18 protein-coding genes are annotated in these 18,148 nt (G+C 41.1%); all 18 read right to left on the bottom strand.

Features of this window, described 5'->3' with window-relative positions; genetic code table 11:
• Window positions 1-121 precede the first annotated feature (121 nt).
• Window positions 122-751: a uracil phosphoribosyltransferase gene (upp, locus tag FI644_RS11140; protein ID WP_053478543.1), complete on the bottom strand. Its 630-nt coding sequence runs from the start codon at window positions 749-751 to the stop codon at window positions 122-124.
• A gap of 350 nt (window positions 752-1,101) precedes the next feature.
• Window positions 1,102-2,343 (bottom strand): serine hydroxymethyltransferase, encoded by a 1,242-nt coding sequence (glyA, locus tag FI644_RS11135; protein ID WP_056686786.1) that lies wholly within the window; start codon window positions 2,341-2,343, stop codon window positions 1,102-1,104.
• 170 nt (window positions 2,344-2,513) lie between these two features.
• A complete protein-coding gene (locus tag FI644_RS11130) occupies window positions 2,514-3,089 on the bottom strand; it encodes a TIGR01440 family protein (RefSeq protein WP_056686789.1) in 576 nt (191 codons plus the stop codon).
• Between the two features lie 31 nt (window positions 3,090-3,120).
• Window positions 3,121-3,561, bottom strand: coding sequence for a ribose 5-phosphate isomerase B (gene rpiB, locus FI644_RS11125; RefSeq protein ID WP_053478540.1), 441 nt, complete (start codon window positions 3,559-3,561; stop codon window positions 3,121-3,123).
• 151 nt (window positions 3,562-3,712) lie between these two features.
• Complete coding sequence (locus FI644_RS11120; protein WP_142108312.1) at window positions 3,713-5,008, bottom strand: methyl-accepting chemotaxis protein; 1,296 nt, start codon at window positions 5,006-5,008, stop codon at window positions 3,713-3,715.
• A 14-nt stretch (window positions 5,009-5,022) separates the two neighbouring features.
• Window positions 5,023-5,475, bottom strand: coding sequence for a low molecular weight protein arginine phosphatase (locus tag FI644_RS11115; protein WP_056686794.1), 453 nt, complete (start codon window positions 5,473-5,475; stop codon window positions 5,023-5,025).
• A 231-nt stretch (window positions 5,476-5,706) separates the two neighbouring features.
• Complete coding sequence (locus tag FI644_RS11110; RefSeq protein WP_056686797.1) at window positions 5,707-6,258, bottom strand: manganese efflux pump MntP; 552 nt, start codon at window positions 6,256-6,258, stop codon at window positions 5,707-5,709.
• A gap of 174 nt (window positions 6,259-6,432) precedes the next feature.
• The gene (locus FI644_RS11105) at window positions 6,433-7,476 is read right to left on the bottom strand and encodes an L-threonylcarbamoyladenylate synthase (protein WP_142108311.1); all 1,044 of its coding nucleotides are present in this window, start codon (window positions 7,474-7,476) and stop codon (window positions 6,433-6,435) included.
• 178 nt (window positions 7,477-7,654) lie between these two features.
• On the bottom strand, window positions 7,655-8,098 hold the full coding sequence (locus tag FI644_RS11100; RefSeq protein WP_056686800.1) for a GNAT family N-acetyltransferase: 444 nt from the start codon (window positions 8,096-8,098) through the stop codon (window positions 7,655-7,657).
• A 102-nt stretch (window positions 8,099-8,200) separates the two neighbouring features.
• A complete protein-coding gene (gene spoIIR, locus FI644_RS11095; RefSeq protein ID WP_246067045.1) occupies window positions 8,201-8,947 on the bottom strand; it encodes a stage II sporulation protein R in 747 nt (248 codons plus the stop codon).
• Between the two features lie 195 nt (window positions 8,948-9,142).
• On the bottom strand, window positions 9,143-10,015 hold the full coding sequence (gene prmC / locus FI644_RS11090) for a peptide chain release factor N(5)-glutamine methyltransferase (RefSeq protein ID WP_305791047.1): 873 nt from the start codon (window positions 10,013-10,015) through the stop codon (window positions 9,143-9,145).
• On the bottom strand, window positions 10,008-11,081 hold the full coding sequence (prfA, locus tag FI644_RS11085) for a peptide chain release factor 1 (protein WP_053478534.1): 1,074 nt from the start codon (window positions 11,079-11,081) through the stop codon (window positions 10,008-10,010). The genes prmC and prfA overlap by 8 nt, the downstream gene beginning before the upstream one ends.
• 327 nt (window positions 11,082-11,408) lie before the next feature.
• Window positions 11,409-12,752 carry a serine hydroxymethyltransferase gene (gene glyA, locus FI644_RS11080; RefSeq protein WP_142108310.1) on the bottom strand — a complete coding sequence of 448 codons (1,344 nt, stop codon included), beginning with the start codon at window positions 12,750-12,752 and terminating at the stop codon, window positions 11,409-11,411.
• A 251-nt stretch (window positions 12,753-13,003) separates the two neighbouring features.
• The gene (locus FI644_RS11075; protein WP_053478532.1) at window positions 13,004-13,675 is read right to left on the bottom strand and encodes a GntR family transcriptional regulator; all 672 of its coding nucleotides are present in this window, start codon (window positions 13,673-13,675) and stop codon (window positions 13,004-13,006) included.
• Window positions 13,676-13,717: 42 nt separating this feature from the next.
• Window positions 13,718-14,695 (bottom strand): DMT family transporter, encoded by a 978-nt coding sequence (locus tag FI644_RS11070; protein ID WP_142108309.1) that lies wholly within the window; start codon window positions 14,693-14,695, stop codon window positions 13,718-13,720.
• Between the two features lie 241 nt (window positions 14,696-14,936).
• On the bottom strand, window positions 14,937-15,557 hold the full coding sequence (locus FI644_RS11065; RefSeq protein ID WP_053478530.1) for a thymidine kinase: 621 nt from the start codon (window positions 15,555-15,557) through the stop codon (window positions 14,937-14,939).
• 456 nt (window positions 15,558-16,013) lie between these two features.
• On the bottom strand, window positions 16,014-16,220 hold the full coding sequence (gene rpmE, locus FI644_RS11060; protein ID WP_053478529.1) for a 50S ribosomal protein L31: 207 nt from the start codon (window positions 16,218-16,220) through the stop codon (window positions 16,014-16,016).
• 185 nt (window positions 16,221-16,405) lie between these two features.
• Window positions 16,406-17,680, bottom strand: a complete 1,275-nt coding sequence (rho, locus tag FI644_RS11055) for a transcription termination factor Rho (RefSeq protein ID WP_053478528.1) — start codon at window positions 17,678-17,680, stop codon at window positions 16,406-16,408.
• Between the last annotated feature and the right edge of the window lie 468 nt (window positions 17,681-18,148).

Below are 18,148 nucleotides of genomic sequence, written 5' to 3'. Positions count from 1 at the left end.
CTTTTTTGTAATAGGGTTTTCCATTTAACGAGGGAATATGTGAAGATGTAAAAATAAAGAAAGGCTAACCCAAAATCAGGTCAGCCTTCTTTTATTAAAGTGATACAGATATCACCTAGAATTATTTTGTCCCGAATAAACGATCGCCAGCATCACCAAGTCCTGGCACGATATAGCCATGATCATTCAGCTTTTCATCAAGCGCAGCAATGTAAATATCTACATCCGGGTGTGCCTCTTGCAGTGCTTTCACTCCTTCTGGAGCAGCAACTAGGCACATGAATTTAATATGTTTGCCTCCGCGCTTTTTCAAAGAATTGATTGCTTCCACTGCAGAACCGCCTGTTGCAAGCATTGGGTCAACAACGATGAAATCTCTTTCTTCCACATCACTTGGAAGCTTTACATAATATTCGATTGGCTTCAATGTCTCAGGATCACGATAAAGTCCGATATGGCCAACCTTTGCTGCTGGAATCAACTTTAATATCCCATCGACCATTCCAATTCCCGCACGGAGGATTGGAATAATCCCCATTTTTTTCCCAGCCAGAATTTTTGACTTTGTACGGCTTACTGGTGTATCAATTTCAGTTTCCTCAAGCGGCATATCTCTTGTAATTTCGAATGCCATTAATGTAGCAACCTCATCAACAAGCTCGCGGAATTCCTTCGTTCCTGTTGCTTTATCACGAATATATGTAAGTTTATGCTGAATAAGTGGGTGATCAAATACGTATACCTTTGCCATGAACATTCTCTCCTTTTCAATATGTAAAATGGTTCGTTCTAACACTTCGTCTAATTTTACAGAAAAAAAATAATCAGGGCAACTATCAGTGTAAAAAGTTTGAGATTCGTTAAAAGTTTTTTGGTTCGTTTACTTTTATCGTGTATCATCAGGCAAATCATCATTTGGATTCACCTTATCTAGCAGTCTCTGTCATTTATCTACCAACTTTCATGTTTTGTCTAGCATTTCAATCATTTTATCAAGCAGCTTTTTTGTTTTATCGAGCATTTGACCTTTGCTCTGCTTTATCTACTAAAATTTTTCAATAAAAAAAACTGCCCTTCTTTTCGAAGAGCAGCTTGTAAAGACTATCTTTCAGGATATAAAGTAAAGTTGCTTGTTAATGCTTCGACACGCTTGGTTGCCTCTTCAAGCTTGCCTTCATCTTCATGATTTTTCAATGTAAAGGCAATGATAGAAGCGATTTCTTCCATTTCCTTTGCACCGAAGCCGCGAGATGTAACCGCAGCTGTCCCGATACGAATGCCGCTAGTTACAAATGGACTTTCCGGATCGAAAGGAATTGTATTTTTATTTACTGTGATGCCCACTTCATCTAGCACTTTTTCAGCAACTTTTCCAGTTAAGCCAAGTGAACGAAGATCAACGAGCAATAAATGATTATCAGTACCACCAGAAACAAGGTCAATTCCTTCCTTCTGAAGACCTTCTGCCAGATGCTTCGCATTGGCAATTATTTCTCCTGCATAACCTTTGAAATCATCCTGAAGCGCTTCACCAAATGCAACCGCTTTTGCAGCAATGACATGCATTAATGGACCGCCTTGGATCCCAGGGAAAATCGACTTGTCAATTTTCTTCGCGTATTCTTCTTTACAAAGAATCATTCCGCCTCGTGGACCACGAAGTGTTTTATGTGTGGTTGTAGTTACGAAATCTGCATAAGGAACTGGATTCTGATGAAGACCAGCTGCAACTAGACCTGCGATATGAGCCATATCGACCATTAAATACGCACCGACTTCATCGGCAATCTCACGGAAACGTTTGAAGTCAATTGCACGCGGGTATGCGCTTGCTCCAGCAACAATCAATTTCGGTTGATGCTCACGGGCCTTTTCAAGAACCACATCGTAATCAATCAAATGTGTCTTTTCATCGACACCATACTCAACAAAGTTATATTGAATGCCACTAAAGTTAACAGGGCTTCCATGTGTTAAATGACCGCCATGGGAAAGATTCATACCAAGGACCGTATCGCCTTGTTCTAAAATTGTAAAGTAAACAGCCATATTCGCTTGTGCACCTGAATGAGGCTGTACATTTACATGTTCAGCACCAAAAATTTGCTTCGCACGATCACGAGCCAGGTTCTCTACGACATCCACGTGTTCACATCCGCCGTAATAGCGTCTGCCTGGATAGCCTTCAGCATATTTATTCGTCAGCACAGATCCTTGTGCTTCCATTACCGCTTCACTGACAAAGTTTTCAGAAGCAATTAATTCAATCTTCGTTCTTTGACGTCCTAACTCATCTTGAATCGATTGAAAAACTTGTTCATCCTGTTGTGCTAAATGCTTCATTATAGAATCCTCCCTTTTCGACTAAACTCTTTTCAATAGATATGTAACGTCCTATTTTGAAAATTCTATTATATCTTATCATGTTTTTGTAATGAAAAGAAGAATAGAAACAATCGTAAGCGGTTTTCTCATCCAAAAGGAAAAGCCATTGCGTTTTGCAAAGGCTTTTACTATCTGCATGACTCATTTGCTTGGCTTCTTTCATACACAGCGCGAGCACCGCCAATAAGTTTGGGCCTTGTTTTTGCCAATGTCACATGTGCTTCCCCCATACATTTCTGTGAGGTTCTTATCGGGACAGCGACATGCTTTAAGTGCATACCGATAAATGTATCCCCGATATCCACTCCTGCATCAGCAGCGATATGTTCAACCATAACGGGGTCCTTAAAGTGTTCAAACGCATAAGTGGCCATTGCACCGCCCGCTTTTCTTACAGGGATAACACTTACTTCGGAGAGCTTTCTTTCTTCCGCAGTTTTTCGTTCAACAACTAACGCCCTGTTTAGATGTTCACAGCATTGGAAGGCAAGAGCAACACCTGTTTGCTCCTGATATTTTTTCAGCTGGGTAAAAATCATTTCTGCCACTTGCTCCGTACCTGCTGTGCCAATTTTCTTTCCAGCCACTTCACTCGTACTGCAGCCAACAACAAAAAGATGCTTGTCTGTCAGCTGAACTTGATCCGCAAATTCACGGAGAATCGTGCGCAGCTGTTCTTCCCATGTTTGAATGGATTCCGTCATAAAGGCTCACCCTTTCTCGGAAGCTTTGTTTCTATTTGTTTTCGTATTCTTTAATTTTTCCAACACGATTTTCATGGCGTCCGCCTTCATAATCCGTTGTCAGCCAAACCTTCGCGATTTCCCTCGCCAGTCCTGGTCCAATGACACGTTCGCCCATAGCAAGCATATTGCTGTCATTATGCTCACGTGTTGCTTTTGCACTGAAAAGATCATGAACGAGCGCACAGCGAATGCCTTTTACCTTGTTAGCCGCAATGCTCATGCCGATGCCTGTTCCGCAAATCAAAATGCCTTTATCAAATTCTCCGTTTGCCACCTTCTCCGCAACAGGAAGGGCATAATCAGGGTAATCTACAGACGTTTCGCATTCACAGCCAAAGTCTTCAAATTCAATACCCATTTCTTTCATTAAATCTTTTATTTCCTCGCGAATATTTACTCCGCCATGGTCTGATGCAATCGCTACTTTCATCTTTAATCCTCCTAAAATAAACCTAACTTTTATAACCTGCTCTTATTTTGGCACAAAAAGCAAATATTATAAAGAGGGATTGACTTGTAAAGGCTGACCGAAAATTTAAGTTATAAAGAAAAAAGCCTTCATGAACGAAGGCTGCTTTCAATTAAATCTGAAATCTCGTGATGGTATTTTTCAATTTTTCCGCTTGGCCTTTGAGCTCATTTGCAAGACATTCTACATTGGCCATGACTTTTGTCTGCTGTTCGGTTGCTGTTGCCACCTCTTGGGCACCTGCAGATGTTTCTTCGGCAATGGCTGCTACTTCCTGTGATTGTGTGGAAGTATGCTGAATGCTTTCCATTTGACGATCTACTAAGATCGTTATCGTTGAAACAGATTCAGCCATTTCATTCACGGTTTTTGTCATTTCTTCAATGACTTTATTTGTTTCCGTACCTTTTTTCGCTTCATTGTTTGCCGTGTCGACCTGCTCTGAAATTTGGCGCACGACATTCTGGACTTCTCCCTGAATGTTTTTAATTAATTCCGAAATGCCTTGTACAGCCGTGGCACTTTCATCTGCAAGCTTGCGGACTTCTTCGGCAACAACGGCAAAGCCTTTTCCGTGTTCACCCGCACGTGCTGCTTCAATTGAAGCATTTAAAGCGAGCAAGTTCGTTTGCGCTGCTATATCACCAACAAGCTGGATGATTTGTTCAACCTTTGCTGCATTTTCTTCTAAGCGTTGGACTGTTTGAAGAGATTGCTGGTTTTCCTTGGCCAGATTTTCAATTCCTGAAATAAGGTCATGAATGATCTTCTTAGAATTATAAAGATCCTGAACCATTTCTGTGGAAACTAATTCAGATGCTTTAGCCTTTTCTTGCACCTCTTCGGCAATTCGAATGACATCTTCAACCGATTCGGCTGTTGATTGAATCGAAATGGCTGAGTTGTCAGCTCCAATAGATATTTCGTTGATTGTTCGCGAAATCGAATCGACTTGATCTGCTGCAAAGGAAGATTCCTTTGAAATAGCAATGACTTTATCATTTGTTTCACGGAAATTCTCATCGATTTGATGAACCATTTCCCTCAAGTTTGAAAGCATATCATTGAAGGCCTTTCCAAGCGAACGAATTTCATCGTCTGATTTTGCTAGTTCTACATCTTCTTGAATATTGCCTTGAGCTGCTTTTAAAGCCATTTTTTCTAACTTTTGTAAAGGCTTCACAATAAAGCCGGCTGCGAAAAAGGCTAAGATCCCTGACCAAATAATTCCAAGGCTAAGCGTGATGATCGTAAACCAAACTTCCCCAAATGGAAGGGATTCCTGGATCAGCGGGTATAAAAAGTAAATAAAGAAAGCACTTGTTGTATAAGTAATAATTGCCAATGTAGTAATAAACAGTACAAGTTTCTTTCTCAAACCAAATTTATATTTATGTTTCTCCTCCATTATTGTCCCCCTACTTACCTGTTTTCTGTTTGTAGCCGTTGAATTATTTTTATCATCATGTCATTCATTTCATTATAAGTGTGTCTGTATTGTTCAATTGGCCCGCCAAAAGGATCAGCAATATCACTCTTGCTATTTCCAATTGCAAATTCCTTTAAGGTAAAGATTTTCCCTGCAGCATCTGGAAACATACTGATCACTGCCGCTTTATGGCTTGCTGTCATCGTGATAATGTAGCTCGTCCAACTCACTAGCTCATCATTTAGCATCGACGCCTGATGGGAATCAAACACAATTCCATGCTCCGCTAGGACTTTTCTTGTATTTTCCGATGCTGCACTCCCATCCATTGCATACACACCAGCGGATTTCACTTCAATTCCTGGGAGATTCTTGCTTTTCAAAATGGCCTCAGCCATCGGGCTCCGACACGTATTTCCTGTACAAACAAATAAAACGCGAGTCATAGGTGTGCCTCCTTTCCACCATTATAAGTCAAAACTCCCAGATTCAATAGTGTTCTTCGACAAAAATTTTATTAGTCCATTACAAAAAAAGAAAGGGAGCCGTTTTCCCCTTCTTAACAAAGAATATTCGACAAAAACAAGCTGACTACGTGTTTCTGGACTGTCCATCTCACACACAAACATCTGCGCAATTTGTCCACGAGCATTGCCAAGCACCACTCGTCACACTTGTTAACCTATAAGCAGTTTAATTCCAAAAGCGAGGAGGATGCTGCCGCCAAGGGCTTCACTGTATGATCCCAACCACCCTTGTACCTTTCTGCCAATGAGTAAGCCAAGCCATGTAAGAATGGTTGCTGTAATGCCGAAGCACGCGAGTACTAGGACTGTTTGTGCCCCATAAATACCTAGAGTTAACCCAACGGAAAAGCTGTCTAGGCTAACAGTAAAGCCAAATAGAATTAAACCCCAGCCAACTGGAGTGATCATACTAGTATCTTCTTTTTTAAATCCTGACCAGATCATTTGAATTCCTAATAGAAGAAGCAAGCCCCCACCTACATAGGTAGCAAACTCTCCAAATTTATTGGATAAAAACTTGCCGGCTATCATCCCTAAGAGAGGCATCCAAATATGGAAAAAACCTATGATCATACCGATTTTGAAAATTTGCCTAAGGCGAAGCTTAAACATCCCCATCCCTAGACCGACTGAAAAGGCATCCATTGCTAAGGCAAATGCCATTAAGGTCAGTGTGAATATTACACCAAACATTTCTCCCATTCTTCCTCCCCCTTGGACTTGCTAATTCAGCATATGCACGTCCAAAGGATTTTAGAAGAATAATCACCGTTAAATGAAAAGCCGTTCAAGGCAGAAATCAACAAAGATATTAACAATATCAGATTAGATCATTTCCAGGTGTATGAAAAGAACCGCTCCTTCAATAGGAACGGCTCAGCTATTTATCACACGGTGACCAGCCGCCTTCATTAGGCGGTTCATAATCGCATGCCCCACACCCTCCTGTGGAAACATTTCACTAAAAAGCACATCGGCATTTGTATTATTAAATTTCCTTAACACATCATATAGAGAACTTGCAACCGAATTCAAGTCAGCCCGTTTTCCACAGGCAATCACATAATCGGCCCTGTAAAAACCCAGATTCTCCTCAGTTGTTAAAATACCCACAGATAAACCTTCAGCTTTCTTTTTATCCACAAGCTCCTGGATATACTCCCTTGTCCCATTCACAAGAGTAAGCGGCGCATCTGGTGCATAATGGCGATATTTCATTCCCGGAGATTTCGGAGCCTCACCTTTATCCACAAGTGCTGGATCAACGCTTACCTCACCAATCACCGCTTCAAGCTGCTCCTTCGTTACACCGCCAGGTCTTAAGATAACAGGAATGAATTCTGTGCAATCAACTACAGTCGATTCAACTCCTACTCCGGTTGGTCCACCGTCAACTAGCCCAGCGATCTTTCCGTTCAAATCCTCCCATACATGCTCAGCTGTTGTTGGACTTGGCCTTCCAGACCGATTGGCACTAGGAGCTGCAACAGGAAGCCCTGCTGCACTTATAATCGCTAACGCCACTGGATGATCTGGCATTCGGACCGCAACTGTGGATAAGCCAGCTGTTGCTTTATCTGAAAGTGATCCCGCTTTATTTTTAAAAATCAGGGTTAATGGACCTGGCCAAAACTGCTTCATTAATTGTGCAGCTTTCTCAGGTATTTTTTCAACAAAAGCATTCAGCTGCTCTTCTTTAGCAATGTGGATAATAAGCGGATTATCACTCGGTCTCCCTTTTGCAGCGAAAATTTTTGCGACTGCCTCATCATTTTCTGCATTTCCACCTAAACCGTACACTGTTTCAGTTGGAAAGGCGACCACTTCATTGTTTATTAAAAGATCGGCAGCCTGTGAGATTTGTGGATAACTATCTTGATCATCCACATATTTATCCACCGACCATCGTTTTGTATTCATTCAGCTCCACCTTCATTAATCACGAAAATTAGAAGGGGTTATTCCTTTATTTCCCGTGATTTTTTCTGTTGTTTACTTTTGAAAGTATAAAAGAAGATAGAGGATAACTCAAGTATTATCCACAAATTGTGGATAGATTGAGCGTTTTTGTGAATAACTTTGGAAAGATACCCACAATTTAGATGGATAATTTCAAAAAGAAGGAGTTGTCCACAGTTAAAATATGTTTTACATGTTCAGACTGAAAAAGCTCCTCAGGTAAGTTTTCTATTATTTCCTCGGTAAATCCAATCAAGCGGAAAATTTCGATTGAGCTCTTTTTATTGGAGGCTAAATAGAGTGTATTTAACTGTCTATCTCTTGCTAAAATGAAGATTTGCTCAAAAAGAAGAAATAAATCTTTTTCCGTGCAATCCGGCCGCATCGCAAGCGAACGAAGCAGACCCACTTTTCCGAGCGGTTCAATCCCTAGTGTGGCTTTCATTTCCCCTATTTGATTCTCCATTAGTAAAAAATAGTCAATTGATGCTTGCACACCATCCTTGCTTAATCCTGCCTCTTCTAAAAATATTTCCAATCTCGCAATATCCTCTGTTTGTGCGCAGCGAATGATAGTCTCCATTTCGACCCACCCCATTTTTCATATTCTATTTCTATGAATATGGAAAAATAGAGAAAGTAGAACTGCTTTAAAAGAAAAAAAGCCTTGCACTTGCCAAGGCTTTCAGCTAAATAGATTGTCCCAAAGCTCTTTTATGAAAAACTTCACTTCTACTGGCTGTTCGTCTTCTTCTGCATATACAGGAGGTTCTTCCTCTTCTATTTCTTCTTTTACTAGTTCTGGTTCAGGCTCTTCCTTTTCCTCTTCTGTTATTTCTACTGTTTCTGTTTCTATCTTATTCTCTGCCTTTACCTCTGTTTCAGCGCTGATCTTTTCTGCTTCTTCTCCTTCAAAGCCATCGCTTACAGCGACACCGTTTGAAAAGTCCAGAAAGCATAACGGCGGAAATAATACACACCACCAGTTGGCTCCATTTCCTTCTCCAAGAGTGATTAAGATGGCTTCATACTCCCCGGCTGGATAAAGGAATTGTCCATAAAGTTTTGTAGGAAAGTCTACCTTTCCAAATTTAGCTTTCACAGACTGAGATGATTGTTCCTTTTCTACTACACTTTCTGCTATTTTCTGAATCTCAGGCAGACGTGAGCGAATTAAATTACGTGCCTCTTCAATTGACGTTAATTCCGCTACCCACTTTGTAATTTCTGCATTGACTGCATCCCTGACAAGCCTTTTAATTGCCTGATCAGATTCACTATCACTATTTGCTAGAATCCGCAGCCTAATGGCCTCATTCGGTATGACAAGCGGCTCATCCGCCACCACCTCGTTTTTCGGTATATATAAACTTGCTATCGTTCCTAAGCATAGAATAATAATATATAAATTCACGATCATTTTTGTTTTCAATTCTGACACCGCCCCTTCACTAACCCAGTGTGGACAAAATGACAGAATCTTAAACTATTAAAATTTAAAAAAGTCCCTGGCACCGCAGAAGAGCAAATCCAGTATATTCGCTCTTCCACAGAGGGCACTTTTTTATTTTAAGTCCATTCGGTCTCATGTACGGGACAAACTACAGTTTTCGTCCACGAGCAGTGCCTAACACCGGATAGCAGCGAAGACAATTCGGTCTTTTCCGTTTATGTCGTGAACAATTTCTATATCTGCCTGTGGAAAAGCTTGCTCAAGTAATTCGGCAACTGCCCTGCTTTGCCCCGCCCCGACTTCAAAACCGACTAGCGCCTCATTTTTTAATACTTCAGGCAGTGATTCGATTAACCTTTTGTATATATCAAGGCCATCTGTACCAGCAAACAATGCGCGATGGGGTTCATGCTCCCAGACGACCTCTGACATCCACTCCATATCACGGATTGGAATATACGGAGGATTCGAGATCACAACATCGAACTTTTTTCCACTGGTCATTAACGGCTCTAGGAGATCCCCTTCAACAAATTGAATGTCCGCTCCAAGCGCTTTTGCATTTTCTGCTGCTAAAGCTAGTGTTGGTTCATAAATATCAGTCGCTATCACTTGTAAATCTGTTTTTTCAAGCTTCAGCGTAATGGCAATCGCACCGCTGCCTGTTCCAATATCGGCTATTTCAAGTGCCTTCCGCTCGCCAAATAGTCTATCCATCCGCTTTAGTGCGCCAAAAACCAACTCTTCCGTTTCCGGCCGTGGAATTAGAACATCCTCGTTGACCTGAAAGCTGCGGCCATAAAATTCTTCATAGCCAATAATATATTGAATTGGCTTCCCCTCCGCATGGAGAAAAACACCCTTCTTAAAATCCTCAAAAACATTCGCATCCAGTTCATCACGCAGACTCGCCAAGAAGCTTGCTCGGTTCATCCCCATATAATGCTGTAGCAATAATTCTCCCGCATTTTCATCCCGACTTTTTTCTTTTAAAAAAGAAGAAGCCCAATGGAGGGCTTCATACACTTTCATTGCTTCATTACTCATTAGAAGCACTTTCAAGCTTCGCAGATTGTTCTTCAAGAATTAATGCATCGATCACTTCATCTAGCTTTCCTGAAAGAATTTGGTCTAGCTTTTGAATCGTTAAGCCAATGCGGTGATCGGTTACACGGTTTTGCGGGAAGTTATACGTACGGATCCGTTCAGAACGGTCCCCTGTACCAACAGCTGATTTACGAACTTGGTCATATTCTGCCTGTGCTTCCTGCTGGAATTTATCGTATACACGGGCACGCAATACTTTCATTGCCTTTTCTTTATTCTTAATTTGTGATTTTTCATCCTGACATGAAACAACCGTTCCTGTCGGCAAGTGAGTCAGACGGACAGCTGACATGGTTGTATTTACACTTTGTCCTCCTGGTCCGCTAGAAGCAAATGTATCAACACGGATGTCCTTGTCATGAATTTCAATTTCCACTTCTTCCGCTTCAGGAAGAACAGCAACAGTCGCTGTTGACGTATGAATACGGCCACCTGACTCGGTTTCTGGGACACGCTGTACTCGGTGCGCACCATTTTCAAATTTTAATTTTGAATAAGCGCCATTTCCGTTAATCATGAAAATGATCTCTTTATATCCGCCAACACCTGTCGTGTTCGCATCAATTACTTCTGTTTTCCAGCCTTGCATCTCTGCAAAACGGCTGTACATACGGTATAAATCGCCAGCGAATAGAGCAGCTTCATCTCCGCCCGCAGCTCCACGGATTTCCATAATTACGTTTTTATCATCATTCGGGTCTTTCGGAATGAGAAGAATCTTCAGACGGGCTTCAAGATCCTCTACCTTCTCTTCAAGCTCACCCAACTCTTCCTTTACCATTTCACGCATATCTGCATCTAATTTTTCCTCAAGCATAGCTTTCGCATCTTGCTGCTGTTCGCGTACCTCTTTATATTCACGATACACCTCAACAGTCTCTTGTATATCTGATTGTTCTTTCGAATATTCACGTAATTTTTTTGGATCATTTACAATATCCGGATCACTCAAAAGCTCATTTAATCTTTCATAGCGGTCCTCCACTGATTGAAGACGATCAAACACAGCATTTCACCTCAATTTTTCCATTAATCCTCGGATGTAATTTCCGGGCAGTCTATATAAAGTAAGTTATTTTTGTTCATTTATACACAAATCCATAACATTCTAATTATAGTATAGGTGAAAGATGCAGTCAAAAACAAATTAAGAAAGGCATTGGTTACTTGTGAAAAGGTTATCGAGCAACTTTTTCATTTTATCGAGTACCTTTTCTAGTTTTACGAGCATTTTTTCAAGTTTATCTAGCAATTGACTTCATTTATCAAGCATTTCACCTTCCAGAACAGAAAAAAACCTTCCGATTACTCAGAAGGTCTCACTAAAAATGTTTTAATCAAAGCAATAATGAATCTTTTGGTATCCAGACCGCATTTCAATCACACGTTTTCGAATATCCTCGACTGTATCTCTTCCTTCTAAGACACTAACGATGTAGTCAGCGATGATGTCCATTTCAGCTTCCTTCATTCCCAAACGAGTAATTTCAATTGTTCCAATCCGTAAACCACTCGGATAATCCCAGTCCTCAGGCTTGTCACTAGGAATCAAATTTTTATTCGTAATAATATTGGCTTTCGCAAGTTTGTGGGCCACCTCTAAACCGCCGCCAAAACGTTTCACATCAAGAATCACTTGATGTGTCTCTGTAAAACCTTTATGAGAACCAAGTACAGAAATGCCTCGATCATACAATGCTTTTGCTAACGCCTTTGCGTTCGCAACTATTTGTGCCATATACTCGTTGCCAAAAGCTAAAAATTCTGCAGCAGATGCCGCTAAAGCAGCTACACGGTTTACTTGATGTGTCGCAGCAAGCGCAGGGAAAATCGTATCACAAACAGGCTGTGTTAATTCTGGATCATTCCAGACAATGATTCCGCTTTGTGGACCGCTAAATGTTTTTCCGGCGGAACCAGTCATAATGCATGCACCCTCATTTAGCGGATCTTGGAACTGTCCACCGCCAATGAGTCCAAGCTGGTGGGCACCATCAAAGAAAATCTTCCCACCCCATTCACTCACAATTTCAGACATTTCCTTTAGCGGAAACGGAAATAACGTCATCGAAGCACCAAGTGTTACTAACCGCGGTTTTACTTCTCTAGCAACCTTTGCAAACTCATCGATATTTACGACTAAGTCAATTGGATCCATTGGAACATCGTAAATATTCAAACCGCGAATCCCCGCCGGACCATCATACCGGTTACTGGAGTGACCGCCAAATGGCTGTGCAATGGTTAAAATAGTATCCCCCGGCTTCGTTAAGGCTGCATACACGGTCATATTCCCAATCATACTTGCAACTAAGCGATGATCCGCATACTTGCTTTTAAATACTTTTTTCAGAAGCTCCACACAGAGAGATTCAATTTCATCAATGTATTTCGTACCGGAAAACCATCTTTGTGTCGGTCCAATATGCCCTTCGGCAGCCCGTGTGCCTACCTCAGATGCAAGCAATTGCCGAACCGTCGGACTCGTTGGCGCTTCCGGAGCCAATAAATTGAGACATTCCTCACCTCTCCAAATCGCATTTCGATCGACAGCATTGATGATCTCTTTCTGAATTAAACGAGGGGAAGAGCTTTTTTCAATTAGATCCTTTGCCCAGTCTAACACCTTGGAATCATGAATTTCATAGTTTTCAGCCGCTTTCGTCACAGAACTCATTCTACATTCCTCCTCAATCATGTTCTTTAAAAAATATCCATTGAAAAAAGTGTTTTTCTATCACTGAACCTGTAAAGAACCTATGATTCTATCAAGTTGGGAGGATGATCTATGAATGAAAGGATCTAGAAATAGGCTCTTTCTTAAAACCAATATATCGCATTTTGGATTAATGGTCAATATACTAATCAGATTATTCTGTATTTAAATAAGCTGAATAAAAAAGAGCATAACCTTCGTTACACTCTCCACTACTCATTATTTTTTTTGTGTTCAGCATCACCAACAAGAATTCTTCCTAAACTTAGCCAGTTTTCCTCCACTAAAGAGCTAGCCAGGATGTAATCCTTCTTTTGGCATGCGAGTATAATTGCTTTATGCTCCTCAAGTGATTGTTCTGCATCAACTGAGCTGAATTTTGAAAACTCCAGCCTCCTCACCTTTGAAATGATTCGATCCAACGCCCGTTCAATTTCATCATTTCTTGAAGCCTTTAGCAAAACAGCATGAAATTGATCATCTGCTTCCACTGCTTGAATCACATCTTTTTTCTCTAATGCTTTACGCAATTCCATGTTGCTTTCTTCCATTAATTGAATGTCTTCATCAGAAATGATGGGAACTGCAAGCCGTGCCGCTAAACTTTGCAAAGCAGCCACAACAGTGAATGCGTTTTTCGCCTCCTCTAAATGAATTTCTGTAATTCGCGTTTGAGAACCTGGCAGCGACTCAACAAGCCCTTCATCTTCGAGTCTTTTAAGCGCCTCTCTAACAGGGGTTCGGCTGACGCCAAATTCAGCTGCCAAATCCTTATCTTTAATGCGCTGACCCGGTTCCAGCTCCAAAGTAATAATCGCTTTTTTTAATGAATCATACACTTGATCTCTTAATGCTGGTCGTTCAATCGTTTTTATTGTTTTCATGAAACCAATATATCAATCAGTACTATATAAAGTCAATTCCAATTAAACTGACTTATATTTTACGATTGGTAGCTTAATCGGAATCTCTCTTTGTGAAACATAGCTATGCGAAACCATGCCAATAATGACAAGAAGCATACCAATCCATGACAAATAGGAAGGCAGCGGTGCAGATAATATCAGCCATTCACCGGATATGGCAAACAATACTTCAAATGACTGGGTTGCTTCAACTGCAGCCAATTTAGGCATATTCCCCTTCACCAAGTCAGTTGCTTTGAAAAAGAGGACAGTTGCCATCACACCTGAACAAACTGCGACCAGTAGCGATTGAATCGTTTGTCCCATACTAGGCATACCGACCGTTGCAGCGCCATAAACAGAAAGAAGAAGCCAGAAGGGCAAACTTGCTAACGTCATCCCCAAAACGCGCTGATAGGCATCCAATCGATTTTGACATACCTCCATCATTTTCCGATTCCCAAGCGGATAAGCAAAGGAAGCAATGATTACCGGCAGGACACCCCAAATAATTGCTTTTGCCGATAAATGACCCGCATGCTCTATTTGCATGACTCCTACACCTATTAAGATGAGGATAGACATCATCAAGCCAACAATCGGTATTTTGCTTCGAATCCTCACTGGACCACTTTCCGTTTGCCTAGTCTCGAAAAATAAAGGAGAAAGCAAAGCCCCCGAAACAATGGTTATTTGCCATGTCCCTGCAACAAGCCAGCCAGGCCCATAAGCAGCTGCAAAACTTAATGGCGCATAGAATAAACCAAAGCCAATAATGCTCCACAAAAACCAAATACCCGGATTTCTTTTCATCTCAAGCAAAAGTGGCTTCAAATTTCTTCGCCACATAACAAGAATAAGAAGAAAGGGGACCATAAATAAATAGCGAAGCGAAGCACTCCAAATCCAGCTGCCTCCCGATAGCTCCATTGACCGATTCAAAATAAAAGTAAAAGCAAAAAAGAAAGCAGCAAACACGCCTAAAATAATCGGACGCAATTCATTTCACCTCTAATGTTAAAAATTTATGTCAGTTTTACATATAACTAATATATCGCATTTTGGTTTTTAAGCAATATTTTTTGGAAGCTGCTCGAGCTAAAATATAACTGCAAATTATTTTTATCAGACAAATTGTGTGGTTTATCAGGGAATTTTATCACTTTATCAGCCAAAGCTCATTTTTTGCCATAAAAAAACTGCCTGAACTCATTCAGACAGAACGTAAAATGTATTTGCATTATGAAATGGAAGTGGATGTTTCCTTCCCGTAGCTGAGACTAGGAGATTTCGGAACCTCGTGATGGTGACGGCAGCGAGGCTCGTACGCTTCGGAGGCACCAACTAAAATTACGGGATCATCATAGGAAGCTGGTTTGCCATTAATCAAGCGTTGAGTGCGGCTTGCTGGCGATCCGCATACCGCACAAACAGCCTGCAGCTTCGTAACCAATTCAGCAATAGCCATCAATGCTGGCATCTGGCCAAATGGCTCTCCGCGGAAATCCTGATCAAGACCGGCTGCAATCACTCGATGACCGCTATTAGCTAAGTGCTGAATCACCTTCACAACCTCTGAATCAAAAAACTGGACTTCATCAATAGCAATCACATCTACTTCGGAATTAATATGTTGAAAAATATCGGTTGAGTGGGAAATGGGGATTGCTGTAAAAGCAGTCCCATTATGGGAAACGACTTCTTCGTCACTGTAGCGATTGTCTATTTGCGGTTTAAATACTACAATTTTTTGTTTAGCAAATTGAGCTCTGCGCACACGGCGGATTAGTTCTTCCGATTTACCAGAGAACATGCTCCCACAAATGACTTCTACCCACCCATGATGCTTCATCACATACATGAACGGCCTCTCCTCCTTACAATGTTGCATTATATATTATCTCTAAGTATCCTAAAATGACACTGTCAAAAGACATTATTATGAGATAGGAAAGTATAACTTTGGAGTTAGAGAATTGTCTAGCTACGGCGGCTAGGGGCTCGAGGTCATAAGCCAACTCGTCAAGAAGGCTAAAGAGCAGCCTTCCTGCCGATTCGTCTTATGCTTGTCGCCCCTGAGCAAGCCGCCTCCGCATTTCGGATTGTCTAGCTCCAGCGCCTATCGCCTATCAAACTTCAGGTCCCCTCCGCAACGATTGCGTCAACATCGGTTCGCTTACGCTTACCGTGTTTCCTTTATCTCAGTCGGAGCCCTTCTGCGTTTGTACGGCGATGATCAAAGCGCTTGTGCTTTTCTAAAGTATGAAAGGGCAATAAAAAACAGGCAAGAAAGAAAACTTGCCTGTTTTGGTTGTTATTATTGTTGCTTAATGCCGTATTTTTTATTGAAACGATCAACACGTCCGCCAGCTTCAGCGAATTTTTGACGTCCTGTATAGAATGGATGGCATTCAGAACAAGTTTCAACACGGATCTCTTTTTGAACAGAACCTGTTTCGAACTCGTTACCGCAAGCACATTTCACCATTGCTTTATTGTAATTTGGATGAATTCCTGCTTTCATTCTTTTCATCTCCTTCCGCCCTGAATCATACTGAAACAGAGTATATAGTACGGGCAATCATGTCGATGCCGTATAACCTAAAAACACACTGGAATTATTATAACAAGGCCAAACCTATTTTGCAATATTTGATTTCTTGTTTCCTAGGAAAGGGAAATAATTGGTTTGGAAATTACCCTATGTTATTACTTAATCCCGTTTTTCTTTGCCTTCATTTCCTCTGAGAGGTTAGCAAAAAATTCTTCATTTGATTTAGTCTGTCTTAGCTTACGCAAGAACTTCTCAGCAAAATCAGGCGAATCAGACATTGATTTTCTAATAGCCCAAAGCTTGTCCAGATGATCCTTTTGAATGAGAAGCTCCTCTTTACGTGTTCCTGAACGGCGAATATCAATAGCAGGGAAAATTCTGCGTTCAGCAAGTGAACGATCCAGATGAAGCTCCATATTCCCTGTCCCTTTAAATTCTTCATAGATGACATCGTCCATACGAGAACCTGTGTCGACTAGAGCTGTAGCTAGAATGGTTAAGCTTCCGCCTTCTTCAATATTACGGGCCGCACCGAAGAAACGCTTCGGACGGTGGAAGGCTGCTGGGTCAATCCCCCCTGATAATGTTCTTCCGCTAGGTGGGATTACCAGGTTATACGCTCTTGCTAACCTAGTAATACTGTCCATCAAAATGACTACATCTCGCTTATGTTCAACAAGACGCATCGCGCGTTCAAGCACAAGCTCGGCCACTTTAATATGGTTTTCAGGAACCTCGTCAAATGTTGAGCTAACCACATCACCTGCAACAGATCGCTCAATATCTGTTACTTCTTCTGGACGCTCATCAATTAATAAAACGATTAACTCAACGTCTGGGTGATTCGTGGTAATACTGTTGGCAATCTCTTTTAAGAGCATCGTTTTACCTGCCTTTGGCGGAGCAACAATCAATCCGCGCTGACCAAATCCAACAGGTGCAAGCACGTCCATAATTCGAGTGGATAGATGCTTAGGCGTTGTTTCAAGCTTCATCTGCAAATCTGGATATAAAGGCGTTAATCCAGGGAAATGGACACGTTCCTTTGCCGTTTCTGGGTCATCCCCATTGACAGCTTCTACTTGAAGAAGACCAAAATATCGTTCATTTTCTTTTGGAGGACGAACTTTACCAGAAACTTTATCTCCATTTCTTAAATCGAAGCGGCGGATCTGAGATGCCGATATATAGATGTCCTCGGAGCTTGGTGAATAGTTGATTGGACGCAAAAATCCAAAGCCTTCTGACTGAATGATTTCAAGGACACCTTCCATAAAGAAGTATCCTTCCTTTTCAGCTCGGGCCTTTAAAATGGCAAATATTAATTCCTTTTTTGATAATTTACTGTAATAAGATACTTTATATTCACGAGCAAGCTCATAAAGCTCTTTTAGCTTCATATTTTCTAAACTTGAAATATTTAATCCCATATAGACACCACACTTTTGAATTTTCAATCTCTTTTTCGATATACGCACAAATAAAACCATCACTATGGAAAGGAAAAAGGGATTTTGTTTAAAGATAAGATTGTATAACTTTGGAATTAGAGAATTGTCTAGCTCCAGCGCCTATTGCCTATCAAACTTCAGGTCCCCTCCCTGCGATAAGTCGACATCAATTCGCTTCTCTCATTGTGTCTCCTTTATCTCAGTCGTGTCCCTTCCAGTTTGTACGGCGATGAACAAGGCGCTTGCGCTTTTCTACCTGAGGTAATGAATTCTACTAAAAGTAATTAAAGAACCGAGGATAGATCCGGAAAAGGAGCTATATTTCTATCATTAACTAAGTTGAATGGTCATTTTTTGAGGATTCCTCTACTACTTGAAAAACAATTTCTATTTTACCCCTTTATAAGAGGTTTCACAACTAAATTTTGATTGAAGAAATAAGGAAGG

Origin of the sequence: Cytobacillus solani (assembly GCF_006704205.1) — a bacterium.
GTDB lineage: Bacteria > Bacillota > Bacilli > Bacillales > Cytobacillaceae > Cytobacillus > Cytobacillus solani.
Note: the sequence above shows the minus strand (reverse complement) of the source record. Positions and strands in the feature narration are given on the sequence as shown.

Coding starts and splice junctions, on each gene's coding strand:
- FI644_RS11100 (WP_056686800.1), bottom strand. CDS start 8,098: ATGGAGACTATCATTCGCTGCGCACAAACAGAGGATATTGCGAGATTG.
- rpmE (WP_053478529.1), bottom strand. CDS start 16,220: ATGAAAGCAGGAATTCATCCAAATTACAATAAAGCAATGGTGAAATGT.
- upp (WP_053478543.1), bottom strand. CDS start 751: ATGGCAAAGGTATACGTATTTGATCACCCACTTATTCAGCATAAACTT.
- FI644_RS11105 (WP_142108311.1), bottom strand. CDS start 7,476: ATGAATACAAAACGATGGTCGGTGGATAAATATGTGGATGATCAAGAT.
- FI644_RS11130 (WP_056686789.1), bottom strand. CDS start 3,089: ATGACGGAATCCATTCAAACATGGGAAGAACAGCTGCGCACGATTCTC.
- rho (WP_053478528.1), bottom strand. CDS start 17,680: ATGGGATTAAATATTTCAAGTTTAGAAAATATGAAGCTAAAAGAGCTT.
- FI644_RS11065 (WP_053478530.1), bottom strand. CDS start 15,557: ATGTATGTGATGAAGCATCATGGGTGGGTAGAAGTCATTTGTGGGAGC.
- rpiB (WP_053478540.1), bottom strand. CDS start 3,561: ATGAAAGTAGCGATTGCATCAGACCATGGCGGAGTAAATATTCGCGAG.
- FI644_RS11110 (WP_056686797.1), bottom strand. CDS start 6,258: ATGGGAGAAATGTTTGGTGTAATATTCACACTGACCTTAATGGCATTT.
- glyA (WP_056686786.1), bottom strand. CDS start 2,343: ATGAAGCATTTAGCACAACAGGATGAACAAGTTTTTCAATCGATTCAA.
- glyA (WP_142108310.1), bottom strand. CDS start 12,752: ATGAGTTCTGTGACGAAAGCGGCTGAAAACTATGAAATTCATGATTCC.
- FI644_RS11115 (WP_056686794.1), bottom strand. CDS start 5,475: ATGACTCGCGTTTTATTTGTTTGTACAGGAAATACGTGTCGGAGCCCG.
- prmC (WP_305791047.1), bottom strand. CDS start 10,015: ATGAGTAATGAAGCAATGAAAGTGTATGAAGCCCTCCATTGGGCTTCT.
- FI644_RS11120 (WP_142108312.1), bottom strand. CDS start 5,008: ATGGAGGAGAAACATAAATATAAATTTGGTTTGAGAAAGAAACTTGTA.
- FI644_RS11075 (WP_053478532.1), bottom strand. CDS start 13,675: ATGAAAACAATAAAAACGATTGAACGACCAGCATTAAGAGATCAAGTG.